Source organism: Pseudomonas sp. PS01297 (assembly GCF_029959305.1).
Taxonomy (GTDB): Bacteria; Pseudomonadota; Gammaproteobacteria; order Pseudomonadales; family Pseudomonadaceae; genus Aquipseudomonas; species Aquipseudomonas helleri.
On the sequence record NZ_JASCPQ010000023.1, the window covers coordinates 14,573 to 36,040 of the forward strand.

Annotated in this window: 17 protein-coding genes; 12 read left to right on the forward strand and 5 right to left on the reverse strand. The window is 61.2% G+C overall.

What is annotated here, in order from left to right:
• Positions 1–42 precede the first annotated feature (42 nt).
• Entirely contained in the window at positions 43–1,314 is a 1,272-nt protein-coding gene (locus QMX84_RS09495) for a HAMP domain-containing sensor histidine kinase (RefSeq protein ID WP_262122803.1), read from the forward strand.
• On the opposite strand, the gene QMX84_RS09500 is transcribed toward QMX84_RS09495, so the two are convergent.
• Positions 1,291–2,484 (reverse strand): MFS transporter, encoded by a 1,194-nt coding sequence (locus tag QMX84_RS09500; RefSeq protein WP_282363691.1) that lies wholly within the window; start codon positions 2,482–2,484, stop codon positions 1,291–1,293. The two genes, QMX84_RS09495 and QMX84_RS09500, sit on opposite strands and share 24 nt — an antisense overlap.
• A 103-nt stretch (positions 2,485–2,587) precedes the next feature.
• On the opposite strand from QMX84_RS09500, the gene QMX84_RS09505 reads away from it, so the two are divergent.
• Entirely contained in the window at positions 2,588–3,463 is an 876-nt protein-coding gene (locus tag QMX84_RS09505; protein WP_282363692.1) for a LysR substrate-binding domain-containing protein, read from the forward strand.
• Between the two features lie 5 nt (positions 3,464–3,468).
• On the opposite strand, the gene QMX84_RS09510 is transcribed toward QMX84_RS09505, so the two are convergent.
• Positions 3,469–4,890 carry an MFS transporter gene (locus tag QMX84_RS09510; protein ID WP_282363693.1) on the reverse strand — a complete coding sequence of 474 codons (1,422 nt, stop codon included), beginning with the start codon at positions 4,888–4,890 and terminating at the stop codon, positions 3,469–3,471.
• 119 nt (positions 4,891–5,009) lie between these two features.
• On the opposite strand from QMX84_RS09510, the gene QMX84_RS09515 reads away from it, so the two are divergent.
• From QMX84_RS09515 to QMX84_RS09560, 10 genes are all read left to right on the forward strand, one after another.
• Positions 5,010–5,924: a LysR family transcriptional regulator gene (locus QMX84_RS09515; RefSeq protein ID WP_262122773.1), complete on the forward strand. Its 915-nt coding sequence runs from the start codon at positions 5,010–5,012 to the stop codon at positions 5,922–5,924.
• Positions 5,925–6,222: 298 nt separating this feature from the next.
• Complete coding sequence (locus QMX84_RS09520; RefSeq protein WP_282363694.1) at positions 6,223–7,140, forward strand: ABC transporter substrate-binding protein; 918 nt, start codon at positions 6,223–6,225, stop codon at positions 7,138–7,140.
• Positions 7,140–8,306 (forward strand): phosphotransferase, encoded by a 1,167-nt coding sequence (locus QMX84_RS09525; protein ID WP_282363695.1) that lies wholly within the window; start codon positions 7,140–7,142, stop codon positions 8,304–8,306. Before QMX84_RS09520 ends, QMX84_RS09525 begins: the two co-directional genes overlap by 1 nt.
• Positions 8,303–9,181: a rhodanese-like domain-containing protein gene (locus QMX84_RS09530; RefSeq protein ID WP_282363696.1), complete on the forward strand. Its 879-nt coding sequence runs from the start codon at positions 8,303–8,305 to the stop codon at positions 9,179–9,181. Before QMX84_RS09525 ends, QMX84_RS09530 begins: the two co-directional genes overlap by 4 nt.
• Positions 9,182–9,308: 127 nt before the next feature.
• Positions 9,309–11,531, forward strand: coding sequence for a TonB-dependent siderophore receptor (locus QMX84_RS09535; protein ID WP_282363697.1), 2,223 nt, complete (start codon positions 9,309–9,311; stop codon positions 11,529–11,531).
• Between the two features lie 47 nt (positions 11,532–11,578).
• Positions 11,579–12,178, forward strand: a complete 600-nt coding sequence (gene pnuC / locus QMX84_RS09540) for a nicotinamide riboside transporter PnuC (RefSeq protein ID WP_048369167.1) — start codon at positions 11,579–11,581, stop codon at positions 12,176–12,178.
• Positions 12,168–12,896 (forward strand): UTRA domain-containing protein, encoded by a 729-nt coding sequence (locus tag QMX84_RS09545; RefSeq protein ID WP_282363698.1) that lies wholly within the window; start codon positions 12,168–12,170, stop codon positions 12,894–12,896. The genes pnuC and QMX84_RS09545 overlap by 11 nt, the downstream gene beginning before the upstream one ends.
• Positions 12,897–13,672: 776 nt before the next feature.
• Positions 13,673–15,106: an aldehyde dehydrogenase family protein gene (locus tag QMX84_RS09550; protein ID WP_282363699.1), complete on the forward strand. Its 1,434-nt coding sequence runs from the start codon at positions 13,673–13,675 to the stop codon at positions 15,104–15,106.
• A gap of 4 nt (positions 15,107–15,110) precedes the next feature.
• Entirely contained in the window at positions 15,111–15,941 is an 831-nt protein-coding gene (locus QMX84_RS09555; protein ID WP_262122753.1) for a shikimate dehydrogenase, read from the forward strand.
• On the forward strand, positions 15,928–17,526 hold the full coding sequence (locus QMX84_RS09560; RefSeq protein WP_282363700.1) for a GMC family oxidoreductase N-terminal domain-containing protein: 1,599 nt from the start codon (positions 15,928–15,930) through the stop codon (positions 17,524–17,526). The genes QMX84_RS09555 and QMX84_RS09560 overlap by 14 nt, the downstream gene beginning before the upstream one ends.
• Positions 17,527–17,713: 187 nt before the next feature.
• On the opposite strand, the gene QMX84_RS09565 is transcribed toward QMX84_RS09560, so the two are convergent.
• Genes QMX84_RS09565 through QMX84_RS09575 form a run of 3 tightly spaced genes read right to left on the reverse strand, consistent with a single transcriptional unit; the run spans position 17,714 to position 21,465 of the window.
• Positions 17,714–18,265 carry a sarcosine oxidase gene (locus tag QMX84_RS09565; RefSeq protein ID WP_282363701.1) on the reverse strand — a complete coding sequence of 184 codons (552 nt, stop codon included), beginning with the start codon at positions 18,263–18,265 and terminating at the stop codon, positions 17,714–17,716.
• A gap of 3 nt (positions 18,266–18,268) precedes the next feature.
• The gene (locus tag QMX84_RS09570) at positions 18,269–21,166 is read right to left on the reverse strand and encodes a 2Fe-2S iron-sulfur cluster-binding protein (protein ID WP_282363702.1); all 2,898 of its coding nucleotides are present in this window, start codon (positions 21,164–21,166) and stop codon (positions 18,269–18,271) included.
• The gene (locus tag QMX84_RS09575) at positions 21,163–21,465 is read right to left on the reverse strand and encodes a sarcosine oxidase subunit delta (protein ID WP_048369159.1); all 303 of its coding nucleotides are present in this window, start codon (positions 21,463–21,465) and stop codon (positions 21,163–21,165) included. Before QMX84_RS09575 ends, QMX84_RS09570 begins: the two co-directional genes overlap by 4 nt.
• Positions 21,466–21,468: the final 3 nt, after the last annotated feature.

Consider the following 21,468-nt stretch of genomic DNA (forward strand, 5'->3'; position numbering starts at 1 on the left):
GACACCCTCACGCGCTGGATCGCCCTGACCACGCTTGCCGCCATGCTCACTGCGCTGGCCTTCAATGCCCTGTTTACGCAACTGGCTGGCGTTTGGGCTTACCCGCCCTTGAGCGAAATAGGCTTGCTCGAACGCACCGCGTTAACCACTCATATGATCGAAGCCGCGCCCCCTGAGTTGCGTGCGCATCTGGCAGCCACGGCGAGTAACGCCAAATCCACCGTCAGTTGGCACGCAACGCATCAAGAAATGAACTTGCCGGCGGTCCATGATGATTTGCGTCGAACCGTCACCCCCGAGGGCAGGCAACTGTTGGACAAACCTGACCAGCAACTGGAGGTTTATCACCCCGACGATTGGCCGCAGGGACACGGCTATTACGCCTTGGTCGTGCAGTTGTCTGATGGCTCCTGGTTGATGTTCAGCGCAGCAGCGCGCAGTTGGGGGCTAGGGGAGTGGCAGCGCAACTTGATCCTGATCGTCCTGGTACTGATCTCGACCGTGCTGGTCGCGCTGATTGCGACGCGTCATCTGGCCAAACCGTTGCGCCATTTTGCCGAAGGTGCCCGGCGTTTCGGTGCAGACTTTGGCGCTCCGCCGATTGAGCCGGTCGGGCCCATAGAAATCCGCCAGGTGATCGTTGCGTTCAATGCCATGCAAGGGCAATTGCAGCACTTCATCAACGACCGTACGCAAATGCTGGCGGCTATTTCCCATGACTTGCGCACGCCGCTGACGCGCATGCGTCTGCGTGGTGAGTTCATCGAAGACTCCGAGCAACAGCAGCGGCTGTTTCGCGACGTCGATGAGATGCAGGCCATGATCAATGCCAGTCTGGAGTTTTTTCGCGATGACGCCCGCCTCGAAGAGGCCACTTCATTTGATCTGGCAGAACTGCTGCGGACTCTGACCGACGACTACCGCGATCAGTCCATCGACATCGCAATCAGCAGCCCGCAGCATCTGGTCTTTTTTGGTCGGCCCATGGGCATCAAGCGGGTGGTGGGCAACCTGCTGGACAACGCCGTCAAATACGCTCAAGAACCGACGATTGAGCTGAGCGCAGACGACCAGCAGGTGACCTTGCTGGTACTTGACCGAGGCCCGGGGATTGCACCTGAGAGCCAGGAACAGGTGTTCGCACCGTTCTTTCGCCTTGAAGGTTCGCGCAATAAAAACACCGGCGGCGTGGGCTTGGGCTTGTCGGCCGCCAGAGCGATTGTGTTGGGGCAGGGCGGCACACTAACCCTCTGCAATCGCCCTGACGGCGGGCTCGAAGTAAAAGTGCTGCTACCGGTTTTGAACGGCAAATAACAAGGCCGCCACCAGCGCGCACACGGCGCAGAGTGCCCAAAGCGCTCCCCATCCCCACTGGCTCACGGCGGCAGACGCAACGAGGGGCGCGAGGAACAAACCGAGGAAGGCGCCGCTGTTCCCCATGGCGATGGCCGTGCCTGAGCGTTGGGCCCCGGCAAGGGTGGCCAGTTCGGCGTAGGCCACACCGTGCCAGATCGACACCAGCGTACCGGCAACGATCAGCACGACGGGCAGTACAACGCTGGCCAATGCGGAAGGCATTGGCAGTACGCCGCTGGCGATGCTCAGCCCCAGGAACGCTGCGGCGCTGAACAAGGCGCAGGCTTTTAGAAAGGTCGGGCGGTTATTGCGTTGATCGGTCCAGTGGCCGCTCCACAAACGGCCGACAATGGCGCCCGCCTGAATCACTGCCAGCGCCAACGAAGCCGTCGCCACGCTCAGGCCGACGCCATCGTGGAAGAACACCACGGCATAGGTCACAAGAGTAAATTGCGGTGCGCAGAGCAGGCTGATGGCGAGCACGGCGCGCCATACGTTCAGATCACGCAGCGGGCTGACACGCTTGAGTGCAGGCTTGGCCTGGGCGATTTCTGGCTCATGAATCCAGCGCCAGACCAGGCCACTGCACAGCAGGCACAACGCCGCGGCAGCAGCAAATACCGCGCTGAACCCATAAGTGTGGGCGAGCCAGGGCAAAACGATTGCGCCCAATGCATAGCCGGTGGGTACGGCGGTTTGCCGAATGCTCATGGCCAGCCCGCGTTCGCGCTCCTGAAACCACAGCATGATCGCCCGGCCACTGGCGCCGTTGACGCTGCTGCCCAACACGCCGGTGGCGAACAGTCCAAGACACAACCCCAGCGCGGTGGGGGCATGCCCGGCAAAAGCCGCGAGCAAGAGTAAAGACAGTGCAGCGCTCAACAAGCCTGTCAGCAGCACAGGGCGGTCGCCCCAGCGGTCGGTCAGCAAGCCCCAGGGGATTTCACTCACGGCAATGCCGAGCCCGAGAATACCCAGTGCCAGCCCCAGTTCACTGTTCGACAACTGATAGCTGCTGCGCAGATACACCGCCGTGGCCGGTACACCGCCGACCACGCAGGAAAAACTGACGTTCGCGCCAACTCCCGCAGCCAGTACTTTCCAGCGATGTTGTTGATTGAGTGGCATTGACGCTCTCCCGTTGGGTGACTTGTGAGCGGTCAGCGTCCCATGCCATGATCGTGCGCAAAATCAATTATTTTTAAAAATAATCCCGAAAAGCAGGATGATTATGCGACCAGTCAGTTTCGACCTTGATGTACTGCGCAGCTTCGTTTGCGGGGTTGAGTCAGGGAGCTTTGCGGCAGCGGCGGACAAGCTGGCGCGGTCGACATCGGCCATCAGCGCACAGATGAAAAAACTCGAGGCTCAGGTGGGTGCGCCGTTGCTGCGCAAGGCGGGCAGGGGGCTTGAGTTGACTCAGGCAGGCGAGCAATTGCTGGACTATGCGCGGCGCTTGCTGAGCCTGAATGACGAAGCGCTGTTTGCGGTCTCAGAGGCGTCCCTGCAAGGTTGGGTGCGATTCGGCCTGCAAGAAGATTTGAGCGGTTTTCTGCCCTCGGTGCTGGGGCAATTTACCCGTGCCCACCCGCAGGTCCGGGTCGAGGCGCAAATTGCCCGCAATGCCGATTTGCTCAGCCGTCTGGAGTCCGGTGCGCTGGACATGGCAGTGGTATGGGGCGAGGGCGCCCGGCGCAGTGAAACCATCGCCCGTTTACCCATGCGCTGGATCGGCTCCGAACAGCAGTCACTCGCCTGGAAAGCCCATTTAGCGGAGCCCCTGCCGCTGATCATGTTTGACACCCCTTGCCCGTTTCACACGGCGGGCACCGAGGCGTTGAGCCGTATAGGCATCGACTGGCGGGTGGCGTTCACCAGCTCCAGCTTGCCCGGCCTGGCAGCCGCCACCCAGGCAGGTCTGGGCTACACCATCAGAACCCGCCTGGGCTTGCAAGCCGGCACCTGCGTGCTTGACGAGCAGCCCCTCGGATTGCCGGAACTGCCGAACATCGCCTTGACCTTGCGCTATCAGCAGGCGGAAAGATCCGTGGCTGTCGAGCGCTTGTCACGCATCGTTTTGCAGGCGATCAAGCAGCAGCTGGAGTGAGTGTTCTACTCACCAGACCACGTCTGCGCTGGCGCAGTCATGCCCGATCGACGGCTCAAGGCCAGTACTGCCAGCCCTCCTGCTAGCGAAACACCGACCAGCAAGCCCATCGCCGCCTGAAAACCCGACAAAAAAACCGTCTGTGTCCACACATCTGCGGACGATGTGGCCGAGGTATACAGCGCCGTGGCAATCGTCACGCCCAGCGCGCCGCCCAGGTTATGCAAGGTCCATGACGTGCCCATCGCGACTGCGCCCAGTTGCTCTGGCACCGAAGACAAGGCCGCCATGGTCGAAGGGCCGAGCATGCATCCCCAACCGATGCCCATACTGGCAAATGCCAGCAACACCGTGGACAGATCACTGTTCAGGGTAAAACGCGACTGAATCAGCGCCGACAGCGCCAGAAACAGCAGGCCCGCAATCAACACTGGCGTGGTGGTGTAGCGATCAACCAGTCGTCCGGCGAGCGGGGATACTGCAGCCATCACCAAGGTAGTCGGCAGGAGCATCCAGCCAATGCCCGCGCTGTCCTGCCCGCGGATAAAACCCAGATACAACGGCATGAGAAAAAACGCCGCGCAGTAAAAAAACGCCAGGCAAAACGTCGCAATACTGGCTGCTATAAAGCGCCGGTTAGTAAAAATCCCGAGGTTTACCAACGGTTGTTCAGCCCTTAGCTCGATGCGAATAAACAGGCCCAGCAGCACCGCCGTTCCCCCCGCCAGCAGCAGCGTCTGAACAGACCCCCAGCCCCATTCACCGGCATGGCTGATCAACAGCAGCAGGCCGGGGATGCCCAGCATGAGCAGGAGCAAGCCGGGGATGTCGAGCTTTTGCGTCGTTGCAGGTGGGCGTGAGGCTTGCAATTGCCCCAGACACAGCGCAAAAGCCAGCACGATCAAGGGCACATTGAGTAAAAACACCGAGCGCCAGCCCCATGCAGCTACCAGTAACCCGCCGGCAACCGGGCCCGCTGCCAGCCCCAGGCCATTGGCGCTAAACAGAAGCCCCAGGGCCATGCCGCGCTGCCGGGGCGCGAACGCATCGGCCACCAGGTTGGCCGAGGTGGTGTAGAGCACGGCGCAGGCCAGCCCTTGCACAAAGCGCCAGGCAATCAGCATGCCGATTGAAGTCGACAAGCCAGCACCCAATGACGCCAGGGCAAATACCAGCATGCCGGTATACAGCGCGCCACGTCGGCCATACAGATCCGCCAGCCGCCCGGCTGCGACCATGAATGAACAGAGCGCCATGACAAACATCGTCACCACCCATTGGCTTTGATCGATGCTCGCATTCAACTCGGTTTGAATCGCCGGTATCGCGGTGTTGACGATGGTGAAGTCGATACAGCCCAGAAAGCTGGCAATGGAAATGCCCCCCAACGCCAGCCAGCGGCTGTGGGTTTTGATAGCAGAAGACATGGCAGACAAGACTCGTGCAAAAGAAGTTTGCGTATTTTATCTGTGAGGTTTAATCCGCAGTTCAGCTATAAATACCAAGCTCTCAGGACTAGAAGTCTCAAATAGAAAAGGCCTCAACCATGGTTTCAGTAGAAGGATTGACCGGTATTCAAGCGTTCGTCGCGGCTGTGCAAACCGGCAGTTTCAGTGGCGCTGCCCGCCAATTGGGGCAGACACCTTCGGGCATTGGCAAAGCGGTCTCGCGGCTTGAACAACGGCTGGACGCGCGATTGCTGCACCGCACCACCCGCAGCCTGTCGCTGACGGATGAAGGGCTGGCGTTTTATGACAGCTGCGTGCTGGCGCTGGAGGAATTACAGCGCGCGCAGTCCTCTTTGAGTGAGCGTCGTCGCGTGCCTTCCGGGCGATTGCGCGTGGCTGTTCCGGTCTTGCTGGGGCGCTACTGGATTGCGCCGTTGCTCTTGAAATTGGCAGCGCAGTACCCGGCACTTGAACTTGAAATGGTCTTCTCCAGCCGCGCGGTGGACTTTGCCGAAGAGGGTTACGACCTGGCGGTTCGCATTGGCACGCTGGAAGACAGCACCACCTTGGCGGCCAGACATATAGGCAGCCAAAGCCTGGTGGTATGTGCGTCACCGGCCTATTTGCAGGCGCATGGTCAGCCGCAATCTCCCGCAGACCTGGCCAGCCATGCCTGCATTGGAACGCTGCGCAACGGGCGTGTCGAGGGCTGGCATTTTAGCGGCTTGGCGGGCCGCACGAGCCTGTTGCAACTACCTGCGCGATTGCGTCTGGGGGACATGGAAGCCGTTGCAGCTGCGGCTCTCAACGGCCACGGAGTGGCACAGTTGCCCGGTTGGTTGGTCGATGCACAGATCAAGACGGGTGCCTTGGTGGCGTTGTTGCAAGCGTATCAGGCACCGGGTTTGCCGATTCATGCGGTATGGCCAGCGTCCCCGGCGATGACCGCCCGGGTTCGCATCGTCATAGACCTGCTGCGCGAGTCACCGCTGCCGGGTCGAGCGCCTGTATGAGTACCTGGCGCGCCTCAACCCCCCGAGCTGCCGCCCCGTGTTCGACGCCGGGCTGCCGCACATCAAACAGGCCATCGAATATCTTCAGCATCCCCCAATCGGTTCCCTCTCCTTCGGGAGAGGGCTAGGGTGAGGGGGCTGTTAGATCTTGATCCCGCGCATCCATCGCAGCCTGAAACCAAAACAGCTATATCCATAGCAAAAAACGATATTGGTATAGACCAGATTTCACCTTTATAAATCGCCTACTCAAAAAACAGCGCCCTTCACCGTTGAGTGGCAGGGCAGGAGCGCGGTAATGATTGGCGTACGCGTAATGCTCGAATATTTCCACCCCTGGCCGAACTCGGCCGGGCTTTATCTGGCCCGTGAAAAGGGTTGGTACAGCGACGCCGGTCTGGACGTCGAACTGGTGGTGCATGACCCATGGCGTGGCGACACGCTGGATCACTTGCTCGGCAAAGCCGTGCACTTCGGTTTGTTCCCCAGCAACCGCTTGTTGGTGCGTCGCGCCCTGGACCAGCCACTGCGCGGCATTGCGGCGATCAACCATCGCGGCCTGGAGTCGATTCAAACCCTCACCGACTCGGGCATTACCCGGCCCCGTGATCTGGCCGGGCGCCGCCTGGCGTTGAACCCGACCCCACGCGGTCTGGCCATGGTGCGTCACCTGGTGGCAGCCGATGGCGGCGATCCGGATGCGGTCATCATCGTCGACAGCGGCGTGCGCGAACTGCGCCCCGAAGAGTTGGCCGCCGGTGCCGCCGATGCCAGTTTTGGCGGTTACTGGGCCTGGGAAGCGTTGATGGCCAGCCCGGTTGGCGAAGAGCGTCGCGTGGTGTGGCCGGTGGATGACATCGGTGCCCCGGCGTATCACAGCTATTTGCTCGGCGCCCACGAAGACACCCTGGCCGCTGACCCTGAATTGACCCGAATCTTCCTGGCCGTAACCGCCCGCGGTTATCTGGCCGCCGCGCAAGACCCGCTGAGCGCGTTGCAGGCTTATGAACTCGCCACGCCGTATTTCCCCCGGGAACTGCTCGCGCAGTCTTTGCAGCACATCGCCCCTACCTGGCTGCACCAAGGCCGTTGGGGCGAGCAGCGTGAAAGCCTGCTGCAACCTTATGCCCAGTGGCTGCATGAGCATCAGGTGCTGAACGACGCACACGCCTGGCGTGGCGCAACCACCAATGCCTACCTGCCGGAGACGCTCTGATGGCAGACGCGCGCAGCAGTGCTCATGGCGTGGGACGGGAGCCGGTACAAGCCGACTGGCCAGCGATTGGCGATGCGGCGATTGAGCAACTGCTCAGTCACTACCCGGCGGTCGGCAGCCTGCGTGAAGTCAACTGGCACAGCCCGCGTCCTTTCTCGGCGGCCTGCCTGATCACCACCAGTGAGCAGCCGCTGTTTGTCAAACGTCATCACCGCTCGGTGCGTGAGCCGGAGTGGTTGCGCGAAGAGCATCGCTTTATGGCCTATCTGCGTGGCAACGGCGCGCCGGTGGCCCAGGTGCTGAGCAGTACTGAGGGCGACACGGCCATTGCCCTTGGCGAGTGGACGTATGAAGTGCACCATATCGCTGCCGGGCAAGACCTCTATCGTGAGGCGCTGTCGTGGACGCCGTTTCAGGCGTATCAACATGCCTGGGCTGCCGGGCAGAGTCTGGCCCGTTTGCATGACGCTGCCAGCGGTTTTACTGCGCCGCCGCGTCAGGCGCCGGTGCTGTTGGCCAACTTTCGTCTGTTCAGCCAGCCCGACCCGATTGCGGCCATTGAAGCGGCCTGCGTGAATGATCCGGCATTGGCGGCGTACTTGAGCCAGCGCGATTGGCGTGCTGACCTGCAAAGCCTGCATCTGCCTTTTCATCAGCAGTTGTATCCATTGCTCGCCGCGCAACAGCCCTTGTGGACCCACAACGACTGGCATGCCTCCAATTTGCTCTGGGACACCACGCAGTCAGACAGCCAGGTCAGCAGCGTGCTGGATTTTGGTTTGGCGGATCAGACCTTTGCCTTGTTCGATCTGGCCACGGCTGTGGAGCGCAACAGCATTCCCTGGCTGGACCTGGACATCGGCGGCCGCGCTGCCGCCTCGCTGGAGTCGGTCGATGCGATTTTGCAGGGCTACAGCAGTGTGCGGCCTTTGAAGGCCCAAGACTTTTTGACCCTGGCGGCCTTGCTGCCGTTGGTGCACACCGATTTTGCGTTGTCAGAAGTCGCTTATTACCAGGGCATCGTCGGTTCCGAGGCCAATGCCACGGTGGCCTACGAGGCTTACTTGATCGGTCATACGCGCTGGTTTAACGGCGCAGAAGGTCAACGCCTGCTGGCCCATCTGCACGATTTAGCCGCCCGCACCAAAGAGGGTGAGCAGCCATGAGCGACACCGCGAACGGCCCGTTGATCAGCCCGCAGGCCCTGCATGCGGCGCTGAACGACCCGGATCTGTTGATCATCGATGCCACGGTTGAACTGCCTGCACCGCGTTTTGATGGTGACTATCAGGTGCGCAGCGGCCGTGACGGCTGGCTGCAGGCGCACATTCCGGGGGCGTTGCATGCCGACCTGTACGGCGCTCTGGCAAATCAGCAAGCGTCGTTCAGTTTTGCCTTGCCGGACATTGCGCAGTTGGCGGACGGCTTGACGCAACTGGGCATCAGCCCGCAACGACGGGTGGTGATCTACGACCGCAATGACGGATTCTGGGCGGCGCGGCTGTGGTGGATGCTGCGCAGTGTCGGCCTGCACAGCCAGGTGCTGGACGGCGGTTTCAGGGCCTGGCAGCGCGCAGGTTTGCCCGAGCAGAGCGGGGCGCAGGCGGCGCAGCCAAGCCAGTGGCTGCCAGCCTTTGTCGAAGGTTTGTGGATCGACCGTGCAGGCGTTGAGGCCGTACTCGCCGGGGAGCGCTCCGCGACCCTGGTCTGTGCCTTGTCTGCCGGTTTGTTCGAGGGCAGCGCCGTGACCCGTTATGCCCGTCGCGGGCATATCCCGGGCAGCCTCAATGTGCCAGCCCGCAGTGTGTTCGATGAACACGGTCGCTACCTCGAACCTCAGGTTTTACGTGAGGTGCTGGCGCCGCTGTTGCAGGCCACGGCACCCGTGGTGGTGTACTGCGGCGGCGGTATTTCTGCCGCCGCGCAGGCCCTGGCCCTTACATTAATCGGTCGCTCCGACGTCTATATCTACGACGGTTCCCTCCAGGAATGGGCTGCCGACCCGCGCTTGCCAATGACCACCGGAGCAGCTCCGGCCTGACGTCCACGGGCCTTCGGGCACTGGCCAATCAATCCAAGTAGTACCGGGGCTTTGCAGTTCTGGCGCGTTTGCGGCACCGTGCCTGGCAAATAGCGCCGGTGACGGCGGTGCCCGTTAAGGAGCTTTCATGGTCATGTTGTATCGAACTGCCGAGTTATCCCTCCCTCGGTTTTCGCCAAATCTGTTACGCGCAGGCATGTTGATGGCCTGTGGCGTGGGTACGACCTTGCTGCCCGCCGGGGCATGGGCGGACAGCCCGGCGGCTTCATCCAATAGCGTTCAACTGGACGCCGTAACCGTAGTCGGCGAGCACGACAGCGGTTATCAGGCCACCTCGGCCTCGGTCGGCGGCTTTGACTCGGCGCCTCTGCTCGACACGCCCGCGGCAATCAGCGTGATCACCGATCAGCAGATCAAGGATCAGCAAGCGCGCCTGCTCAGCGAAGTGCTGCGCAATGACGCCTCCGTGGGCGAAAGCTATGCGCCGATTGGTTACTACGAAAACTTTGAGGTGCGCGGCTTCTCCCTGAATTCGGCCAGCAGCTACAAGATTAATGGGCGCACCATCACCGGCGAGCAAAATGTCGGTCTGGAAAACAAGCAACAGGTCGAAGTGCTCAAAGGCCTGGCGGGCCTGCAAAGTGGCGTGTCCGAGCCTGGCGGCCTGGTCAACTACGTGACCAAACGCCCGGAAAATGTGCACTCGGTGACGGTATCGACCACCGATCAGGGCGGCAGTTATCTGGCGACTGATTTGGGTGGCTGGTTCGGCAGCGAGCAGCAGGTGGGTATCCGCACCAACCTGGCCCATGAAGACATCCATTCCTATGTCGACCATGCCGACGGCAAGCGCGATTTTGCCTCGCTGGCGCTGGACTGGAACATCGACCCCAACAGCACGTTGCAATTGAATGCCGAGTACCAGCGCCGTCAACAGCGTTCGGTGCCGGGCTATCAGTTGCTGGGCGGCACTGAGCTGCCTCATCACGTCAACCCTCACGATCTGCTGGCTTATCAAAGCTGGTCGAAGCCGGTGACCATCAACTCGCTGAACATGGACGGCTTGTACGAGTACCGCTTCAACGAGAACTGGAAAGCCAGCTTCAGCGCCTCGCGCAGCCGGGTGGTGATTGATGACTACAGCACCTTTGCCTGGGGCTGCTACGGCTCGGCCAGTTGCGCCGACGCCGCCGTGCCCAACACTTTCAGTCCTGAAGGTAACTACGACATTTATGACTACCGCAACCCCGATGACACGCGGCGCAATGATGAGGCGCAACTGGCACTCAGCGGCCAGTTCGACACCGGTTCGCTCAAGCACGAACTGACGGTGGGCAGCAGCGCATTTCGCCGGGTGCTCGACAGCCGCCCTGAGTTCAACCAGATGATCGGTTCCGGCACGATTGGCACCACCCCTGAACCGCTGGAGCCGTATGACGGCACCCCGGGCCACACTTACCGCCATCTCGACAGCCGCCAATACGGCGTGTTCGTGACCGACCGCATCAGCTTCAACGAGCAGTGGCAAACCGTGCTCGGCGGGCGGCAGATTCGCCTCGACGAAAAAGCTTATGACAGCGACGGGTCGACCAATCGGCATACCCAACGCTCGGAGTTTTTGCCGCAAGCGGCTTTGATCTACAAGCCATGGTTGGATACCTCGGTGTACCTCAGCTACAGCAAGGGTTTGTCACTGGGCGGCCAGGCGGCCTGGTTCAGCACCAATGCCAGTGAAATCCTCGCGCCCACCACCTCGCGCCAAATCGAACTGGGGGTCAAGCACGACTGGCAAAACCTGAGCCTGACTGCCGCGCTGTTCCAGATCAGCCAGGACTACCAGTACAACAAGCCCAACGGCGACGGCACTTTCACCTTCGTGCAGCAGGGCAAGCAGAAAAACACAGGGATCGAGTTATCGGCCAATGGCCACGTGAGCACTAACCTGCAAATCGCCGCCAGTGTTGCAGCCATCCGCGCTCGGGTCAGCGACAGCGGCACCGACGCCTATGATGGGCATCAAGCCATCAACGTCCCAAACCTGCGCGCCAGCCTTCACGCTGACTACAGCATCCCGGGGGTGCCGGGGTTGGCCTTGCTGGGCGGCGGGCAATACAGCGCCAGCAAATATGCCAATCAGCAGGGCAGCGTCAAAGCCGCCGGTTACACCGTGTTCGATGTCGGCAGCCGCTACAGCACCCGCATCGAAGGCTACGACACGGTGTTTCGCCTGACGGTCGACAACCTGTTCGACAAACGCTACTGGCGTGACGTGGGTGCCTACATGGGCGACGACTACGTATTCCAGGGTGCGCCGCGAACCGCGCGTTTGTCCGCCACGGTGAACTTCTGATTCGGGCAGCACCCTGGGTGCTGCACCACTTTATTGAGGGCGCAAGAATGTCAAATCTGGAAATCGTCGCCGTGCTGATCAATGTCCTAGGTGTCTGGCTGACCACCCAGCGCATCCGCTGGTGCTGGCCGGTCAGTGTCGTGGCCGTGTTGTTGTATGCGTGGATTTTTTTCGACGCCAAGCTGTATTCCGACACCTTGCTGCAAATCATCTTTGCCTTTCTGCAAGGTTACGGCTGGTGGCGCTGGAGCCAGGGCGGGCTGGATCACGGCAAAGTGCACGTGGCGCGACTGCCGTTACGCGATGCCGTACTGGGCGCGATTGCCGGTGTCATCGGCACCGTGTTGCTGGGCGGCCTGATGTCCAGTTTTACCGATGCCGCTGTGCCGTGGCTGGACGCTTCATTGACCGCGTTCAGCCTGGTCGCCAGCGTCTGGGCGGCGCGCAAATACGTGGCCAGCTGGGCGTTGTGGATAGCCCTGGACGTCGTCTACGTGGGCATGTACTTGAGCAAAGACCTGCAACTGACAGCAGGCCTTTACGCCGGGTTTGTGCTGCTGGCGTTCTATGGCTACCGTAGCTGGAAGCGTGACCTGCTGAGCCAGGAAGCGCAGACCCAAGCCCGTGGATGTGCCAATGCCATTTGATCCCGTGTCCCCTCATTACTTGCGTATTCGTGACGAAATTGCCGCTGACGTCGCCAGCGGGACGCCCCAGGCTGACCACAAATTTCCGTCCGAACGTGAGATGGCCGAGCGTTTTGGCTGCACTCGCGTGACATTGCGCCAAGCGTTGCAGCAGCTCGAAGCCGAAGGGGTGGTGTACCGGGAAAACCGCCGGGGCTGGTTCGTCAGCCCCCAACGCATTCGCTACGACCCGACCCGCATCACCGGCTTTATGGACTACGTTGCCGCCCAAGGGCGTACGCCATTAACCGAATGCCTGCACGCCGAATTGCGCCCGGCGGGCAGTTGGCTGGCACGGCGGATGGGCTTGGCATCGGCTGACGAACCGATGTTTTATTTGCAACGGCGGCGCTGGGTGGATCGGCGTCCGGTGCTTCTGGAATTCAACGCACTGGTCGCCAGCTGGTGCCCAGGCTTACTCGATGCCGACCTCAATACCTCTCTAACCACTGTGCTGAGAGAGCGTTTTGGCCGTGTCCAGTCGCGCTGCGAACTGGCCATGCACACTGGCACCGTGGACGAGCATCAGGCCGAACTGCTGCAACTCAGTGTCGGTTCCAGCAGCTTGTACCTTGAACGCCTGAACTTTGGTGAAGCCGGCCAGCCGGTTGAGTTTGACCAGGAGTTTTGGCGCCCGGACGCCTTGTCCGTGGTCATGGAAACCCGCTACCCGGGTTAACCGCAAAAGATCGCAGCCTTCGATCCTCGGCAGCTCATATCAAACACAAAATAAGTGATTGATTCTAAAGGTCCTGTAGGAGCGAGCTTGCTCGCGAGCTGTTGATCTTGATCTAGCTTTTGATCTTGATCTAAGAGGCCCCGTTAAACCACGCTGGCCGAACGCAGGTTTTGCGCAGTGGGTAACCCGGCAGGACGCCGGGTTAGCCGCGACACGGCCAAGGATGGCCGATCGCGGCGGGCCCACGGAGCAAGGCCTGTGGTGAGGGTATGCCGAGCCTTAGCGAGGCACCGAGTGGTGGGGCAAAAAGCGTTTGGCCACTTTGCGCTTTTCAAAGTGGCACGGCGTAAGGCCGGAACCCTAAGTGGCCGTTGCCGCAGCAAATGATATGTACTCAAACCCTCTCAAATCAAAAGCCCCTCACCCTAGCCCTCTCCCGAAGGAGAGGGAACCGATTGGGGGATGCTGAAGATATTCGGTGGCCTGTTTGTTGCGCGACAGCGCGGCGTCGAAGACGGTGGCAGCAAACCAATAGCCCTGTGCCGTCCTGGCACAGCGGGTATGAACCCCCGTCACAGCCAATTCATAGACGCTGTCCGGGCTTCAGCGTATGTTTTTGCCATCACCTTCTTAATAGCGATTGACTGCATTTTCCAGGGTATTTCGCCCCCTAAAAGCTGGCGCCCTGCGTCATGGTCAAGGCGTTCGGCTGCCTTCAAGGCAGCACACCCATAGTGAACCTGGAACGTGTTTATTCCCTCGCTGGAGCACTACGCGTGAATAAAAACTATATAGGCGGAGAGTGGGTTACCGGCGTTGATGTGAACGTAAACATCAATCCGTCAGACACCAACGATGTAATCGGTGAGTATGCGCGGGCAGATGCCACGCAGGCGCAAGCGGCGGTTGAAGCGGCGTTTGATGCGCAGGCCGCATGGGCGAAATTTACCGCAGAACAACGCAGTGACGCGCTGGACCGTATCGGCAGCGAGGTCCTCGCACGTCGCGAGGAACTCGGTCGCTTGCTCGCCCGTGAAGAGGGCAAAACTCTCGCCGAAGGCGTCGGGGAAGTGGTGCGGGCCGGGCGCGTGTTCAAGTTTTTCGCCGGTGAAGCTTTGCGAATGTCAGGCGAGCGTTTGCCTTCCATTCGCCCTGGCGTCGAGGTCGATGTACGCCGCGAGCCTGAAGGGGTGATCGGGATCATCACGCCGTGGAACTTCCCGATCGCGATCCCGGCCTGGAAGATCGCCCCCGCGCTGGCGTTTGGCAACACCGTGGTCTTTAAACCCGCAGATCTGGTGCCGGGCAGTGCCTGGGCGCTGGCCGAAATCATTGTGCGGGCCGGGGCGCTGCCGGCCGGGGTGTTTAACCTGGTCATGGGGCCGGGCTCAAAAGTGGGTGACGTCTTGGCCCATTCGCGCAAAGTGTGCGGCGTGACCTTTACCGGCTCAACTTTCACCGGCCGCCAGGTGGGCCTGGCCTGCATGGAAAGGGGCGCCAAGGTGCAACTGGAAATGGGCGGTAAAAACCCGCTGGTGATTCTGGATGACGCCGATTTGCAGCAAGCCGTGGAGGTCGCGGTGTCCGGTTCGTATTTCTCGACCGGCCAGCGCTGTACCGCTTCCAGCCGCTTGATCGTGCAAGACGGCATCCACGACCGCTTTATCGAAGCCGTGAAACAACGGCTCGCCGGGCTGCGGGTCGACCATGCGCTGGCCGACGGCTGCGACATGGGCCCGGTGGTGTCCCAGGCGCAACTCAAGCAGGACTGCGAGTACATCGACATTGCGTGCAGTGAAGGCGGCAACCTGGTCTTTGGCGGCGAACGGCTGGAACGCGTAACCCCGGGCTTTTACTTGTCCCCGGCGCTGATTACCGAGACCACCAACGACATGCGCATCAACCGCGAAGAAGTCTTTGGTCCGGTGGCCAGCGTGATCCGGGTCAAGGATTACGAGCAGGCCGTTGCGTTGGCCAACGACACCGATTTCGGCTTGTCCTCGGGTATCTGCACCACCTCGCTGAAATACGCCGCTGACTTCAAGCAGCGTTCCGGCGCGGGCATGGTGATGGTCAATGTGGCCACCGCAGGCGTCGACTATCACGCCCCGTTTGGCGGCCGAAAGGCTTCCAGTTACGGCACACGAGAGCAGGGCAGCTATGCCCGTGAATTCTATACAGGCGTAAAAACCGCCTACACCCTGGCCTGAAGCAATGACTGACATCACTCAAATCAGCGGCACCACACGGGTCTTCGCCATCCTTGCCGACCCGATCCACCACGTGCAGACCCCGCAAGCCATGAACCGGCTGTTTTCCTCGATGGGGCTGGACCAGGTGCTGGTGCCGTTTCATGTGTCGCCGTCTGACCTTGAGCGGGTGGTCAACGGCTTGCGCGGTATCAAGAGCCTTGACGGTTTTATCGTCACGGTGCCGCACAAAACCGCCATTGTTGATCTGTGCGACAGCGTTTCCGAGGCCGCGCGCCTGGTGGGTGCGGTGAACGTCGTGACCCGTTCCAGCGACGGCAAATTACACGGTGAGATCCTCGACGGTGAAGGCTTCGTCAGCGGCCTGCGGCAGGCCGGCATCGAACTTGAAGGCCGCGCGGTGTACCTGGCGGGCGCAGGCGGGGCGGCCAATGCCATCGCTTTTGCCCTGGCTGCCTCCGGGATTGGCTGGCTGACCATCGCCAACCGCAGTCGCGAGAAAGCCACGTCGCTGGTTGACCGCCTCGCCAAGGCGTTTCCTGATCTGCAAGTCACGGTCGGAACCTCCGACCCTTCAGGCTACGACCTGGTGGTCAACGGTACGTCATTGGGGCTTAAGGAGGGCGACCCGCTGCCGTGTGACGTCACGCTGCTCACAGCCGATCAAGTGGTTGCCGAGATCATCATGAAACCAGTCATCACTCCATTATTGGCGGCGGCGCAAAAAGTTGGCTGCCGGATCCATGAAGGGCTGCCTATGCTGCTCTGCCAGATTGAGTTGATGGCAGCAGCGATGTCGTCGAGCAAGAAAGAGTCCTGTCATGAGTGCGTTTGATTACATCATCGTCGGCGGCGGCACCGCAGGCTGCATTCTCGCCAACCGTTTGACTGCCTCCGGCAAGTACCGTGTCCTGGTGTTGGAAGCCGGTGGTGAACCCAAGGGTTTCTGGATTCCGATTCCGGCAGGCTTCAGCAAACTGCTGGTCGACAAACGCTATAACTGGCGTTTCAAGACCCAGGCCGAAGAGAACACCCAGGGCCGCGAAATTGCCGTGCCACGCGGCAAAGGCCTGGGCGGCTCGACCTTGATCAACGGGATGATCTACGTGCGCGGTCAGCCGGGTGATTACGACGCCTGGGAGGCCGCTGGCGCCAAGGGCTGGAACTTCACCACCCTCAAGCCGTACTTCAAAAAGATCGAAAACTACCCGCTGGGCGATCATCGCCGTGGTCATGACGGCCCTATGCACCTCAGCCAGGTGTCTGAGCGCTATCCCATTGCCGACGCGTTCATGCTCGCGGCCAAGCAAGACAATCAGCCGTTCAACAGCGACTACAACAATGAACAGCAGACCGGTTTCGGCTACTACCAGGTGGTCCAGCACCAAGGGCGGCGCTGGAGCGTGGTGGACGGTTACCTGAACCCGGCCCGGCGCAGGCCCAACCTGACCATTGAAACCCATGCCCATGTGTTGCGTCTGGAGCTCAAGGGCAATCGCTGCACGGGCATCACTTACCGCCAGAATGGCCGGGAAATCACCGTCAACGCCCAGCAGGACGTGATCCTCTGTGCCGGGGCGATCCAGTCGCCTCAGATCCTTGAGTTGTCCGGGATCGGTCGCCCGGATGTCCTCGAAAAAGTCGGCATCGCGGTCAAGCACCGGCTGGACGGGGTTGGTGAAAACTACATCGATCACTTTGCCACCCGCCTGAACTGGAAGCTCAAAAACGCGATCACCCTCAACCAAATGGCCCGTGGCTGGCGTTTGGGCATGGCGGTGTTCGAATACTTTACCCAGCGCACCGGGATTCTGACCTTGGGTACCGGGCTGGTGCACGGGTTTGTCAAAAGCCAGGCGCAGATGCCGACCCCGGACGTACAGTACTTTGTGGTGCACGCCAGCTACGCCAACGCGGCCGAGCGGATTCTAGACAAGCACCCGGGCATGACCATCGGGGTTAGCCAGTTACGGCCAAAGTCCAAGGGCAGCATCCATATCCAGTCGGCCGACCCGCAAGTCATGCCGGCCATTCGGCCGAACTTCTTGAGCGTCGAAGAAGACCGCCAGAGCTTGATCGAGGGCATGAAAATCGCCCGGCGGATCATGCAGCGGCCTGCCATGCAAGCCTTTGTCGAGCTGGAAACCGGCCCAGGCATTGACGTGCAGACCGACGAACAATGGCTTGAGTTTGCCCAACGCAACGGCCAGACCATCTATCACCCCATCGCCACCTGCCGCATGGGCGAAGATGCTGACGCCGTGGTCGACTCGTCCCTGCGGGTACGGGGCATGACAGGGTTGCGCGTGGTTGACGCCTCGGTGATTCCTTCAATGGTCTCCGGCAACATCCAGGGCGCGGTCATGGCTGTGGCAGAGCGCGGCGCGGACCTGATTCTGGAAGCGGCTTCACTGCATTGAAAAAGCGTCACCCACCTGTAGGAGCGAGCTTGCTCGCGATCTTTTGATCTTGATCTAACAGCCCCCTCACCCTAGCCCTCTCCCGAAGGAGAGGGAACCGATTGGGGGATGCTGAAGATATTTGGTGGCCTGTTTGCTGCGCGACAGCGCGGCGTCGAAGACGGGACGGTAGCCCCTACAGGCGCTTTTACCCCCCAATAAACTCCTGCATTGCATCTACCAGCGCTTCGTGGAAATAGGCTTTCGATGGCCGGTCATACAGGATGTGCAAAGCTGGCTGCTGCGCACTGCCCGAATTGATCACGATGACGTTGATACGCGCCGCCGAGGTTTGCGCCACGGCGCCAAACCCGAAAGCTTCGGCACTCAGGTCGACGCCGCAGAGCTTGGCCATGATCGCGCTCAGGTGCTCGCCACTGAGCTGGAAACAGCCGTGGCTGTCCTGGCGCGGCAGCAGGTAGTTGGCTTGATGGTCCATCTCCCAGCGTGCTTCTTCGTCGGCGATGCGTTCGTCTTGCAGGTGGCTGGCGATCAGCAGGTATTCAGTCTGTGAAAGCCGTGCCACCAGGCTGCCGTCAGGTTGGGTGATGGCGCGGTTGGGGGCGGTCGGCAGTTCGAAGCCGCGGCCGCGCAGGTAGTCGGCGCTGTCAGCCCCGCGAAAGCCGACCCGGGGCAGGTCGGTCAAGTCGCACAGGGCACAGCCAATCAAGGGCACTTGCTGTTGTCTCAGGCTGGTCATGGATCAAAGCTCCTGGCGCTGGTTTTCAGGGTCAAAGAAGGGCAGGGCGACAACCTCGGCCTGAACGGTCACACCCCCTTCAACACGGATCGGGATGCGTTGCCCCGGCGTGCTCTGGTTGATGCCCGCGTAGGCCAGGCCAATGATCTTGCCCAGGCTGGCGGAGTACTCACAGGAGGTAACGCTGCCGCTGATGTCCGGGCCGTTAAGCACCAGATGCCCTTCAAGGGGTTGCGCGCTGTCTTTGGGCAAGCTGAAGCCCACCAGTTTGCGCTTGAGCGGTTGGGCTTCGAGGATGTCCACCGAGCGCCGTCCGACGAAGAAGGGTTTGTTGCGACTCACCGCCCAGCCCATGTCGATTTCTGCCGGGTGGGTCATGCCGTCGGTGTCCTGGCTGATGATCACGTGGCCTTTCTCAAGGCGTAGCAAGCGCTGGGTTTCGACGCCAAACGGGCGAATATCAAACGCTTTGCCGGCGCTGATCAGGGCATCCCAGAGCGCCAGCCCGTGCCGGGCCGGAACGTGGATCTCATACCCCAGCTCGCCGACAAAACCGACCCGCAGCAAGCGCGCTGCAATCCCGGCCACCGTGCCTTGGCGCACGCCCAGATACGGGAAGGCACTGGCACTTAAATCGAGGTCAGAACAGAGCAGTTCGAGGACTTTGCGTGAGTCCGGCCCGGCCACGTTGACCGCGCAAATGGCGGCGGTGACGTTGGTGATGTCGACGTCCAGACGCCATTGCGCGTTCCACTTCAGCATCTGCTGGTAAATGCGGTCTACGCCGCTGGTGGTGGCGGTGACGTAAAAGTGTTGCTCGGCAAAGCGTGCGCACACGCCATCATCAATCACTACCCCGTGCTCGTTGGTCATCAGCGCATAGCGCGAGCGCCCCACGGGCTGCTTGATGAAGGCAAAGGTGTACAGGCGGTTCAACAGCTCAGCGGCATCCGGGCCGCGCACATCGAGGCCGCCCAGGGTCGACACGTCAATGATGCCGACCTTGTTGCGCACGTGCAGGGCTTCGGCCTGCATGCAGGCTTCGCGGTCTTTGGCCGCGCCGTAGTAGGCCGGGCGTTGCCAGATACCGGCCGGCATCATTTTCGCGCCTGCCTGCACATGTCGGATGTGCATGGGTGTTTGTCGATACGGGTCAAACGCGCGACCGGCCACATGGGCGAGTTTTTCTGCCACAAACGGCGGCCGCGCAGTGGTGACCCCGGTCTCGCTGATGTTGCGTTGCGTCGCCCACGCCACCAGGCGTGCGGTGGGCAGTGCCGAGTGGCGGCCTTGGGACGGGCCCATGCCCACGGTGGAGTAGCGTTTGACCAGTTGCACGTCGCGATAGCCGATGCGCGTGGCGTTGACGATGTCGGCCACTTGCAGGTCTTCGTCAAAGTCGACGAAGTCTTTGCCCTTGGGGTGCGGGAAAATCGGCCAGTTGAAGTTGACTGGTGCTTCTGCCCGCCACCGTTCAGGGGCTGCATCTGCGCTCAGGCCGAGTGCCCGTGCCGCAGCAGCACCGGCACGGGCGCCGTCGGCGAGTACGTTGTCCAGTGAGTGACGGCCATTGACGGACCCGGCAACCAGCAAGTTTTGCGGCAGCCCGCTGAGTGTGAACTCGGCGCGCTGGTCGTCATAGGCCAGTTTGCCCCCCGCCTGGCACAGCAGTTGATAGACCGGCATATAGCCTGCCGACATGCACAACAGATCGCACTCCAGACGTTTGCCGCTGTCGGCCACGCGGCCTTGGGCGAGGATGGTGCGCACCTCGACCCCGGTCACGTGGCGCATGCCTTTTTCGTGCAGGGCTTCGTACACGGTGCTGTTGTTCAGGCACGGGATTTTGCGTTGCAGCAAGGCTTCACGCAGCGCCGGATTACCCGGCGCGGCCCGCAGGTCGATCAGCGATGCAACCTCCACGCCTTGCTCATGCAAATCCAGCGCGGCCAGATACCCGTCGTCATTGCCGGTCAGTACCACGGCACGTTGGCCGGGCTTGACCGCATAGAGTTTCATCAGGCGTTGGGCGGCACTGCTCAGCATCACCCCCGGCAGGTCGTTGTTGCGAAAGATCACCGGCTGATCGAACGACCCGCTGCACACCAGGCATTGGCTGGCCCGCACCTTGTACAGGCGTTTGCCCTGAATCACCGGCAGGTAGTTGTCGGTGAACCAGGCGTTACAGGTCGCCTCGGTGAGCACTTTAATATTGGCGTGCTGCACCACTTGCGCCAGCAGCGAATGGCGCACAGCGTTGGCCTGAATGCCTTCAATGTCGAAGCGGGCATAGGTCAGTGAGCCACCGAGCACCGCTTGCTGCTCGATCAGCAGCACCTTGGCCCCGGCATTGGCGGCCGTCAACGCGGCTTGCAAACCGGCAGGCCCGGCGCCGATCACCGCCAGATCCGTGAACAGATACGCCTTGTCGTAGTACTCGGGGGTGAAATTCAGGTCGAGCACACCCAGCCCGGCTTTTTTGCGAATCATCGGCTCCCAGAGCTTCCACATGCCCTTGGGCTTGTAGAACGAGCGGTAGTAGAACCCCACCGGCATGAATTTGGAAAACTTGCCCAGCCAGGCGTCGCGGTCATGGTCCAGGCTGCCGTTGACGTTTTGCGCGCTGACCTGCAAACCCGACGTCAGCGGGCAGGCATCGGCCAGCACGTTGGGTTCTTTGGGCAATTGCACCAGACTGTTGGCGTCTTGCCCGGCCATGGTCAGCGGGCCACGGGGGCGATGGTATTTGAACGAGCGGGAGAGCAGAAACCGGCCGTTGGCCAGCAGCGCACTGGCAATGCTGTCACCTTGCAGGCCCTGGTAACGCTCGCCATCGAACGTGAAGTCCAGCGGCTGATGACGGTCGATCAGCAGGCCCATCGGGGCGGGGAGGCGGTTCATCCTGCAATCTCCTTGGCGGCGGTGCTGAACTCGACACGGCGGGTAAACAGCTCTTTGGGGTCGAAGGTGCGCAGTACTTCATCGCTGACGGTGTGGCGCTCGGCGATAAACCAGTAGCTGGACGGCGTGTGCATCCACCATTCGCGCACCACCCCGGCGAGGTTTTCGCTGTTGAACACGTAGTCGGCCCATTCGCCATCGCTGCAGGTGGTCGGATCTGGCATGACCTTGAACTCGCCGCCGTAGGTGAACTCACTGATATTGCGCGGCCCGTTGAGCGGGCACATCATGATTTTCATTGC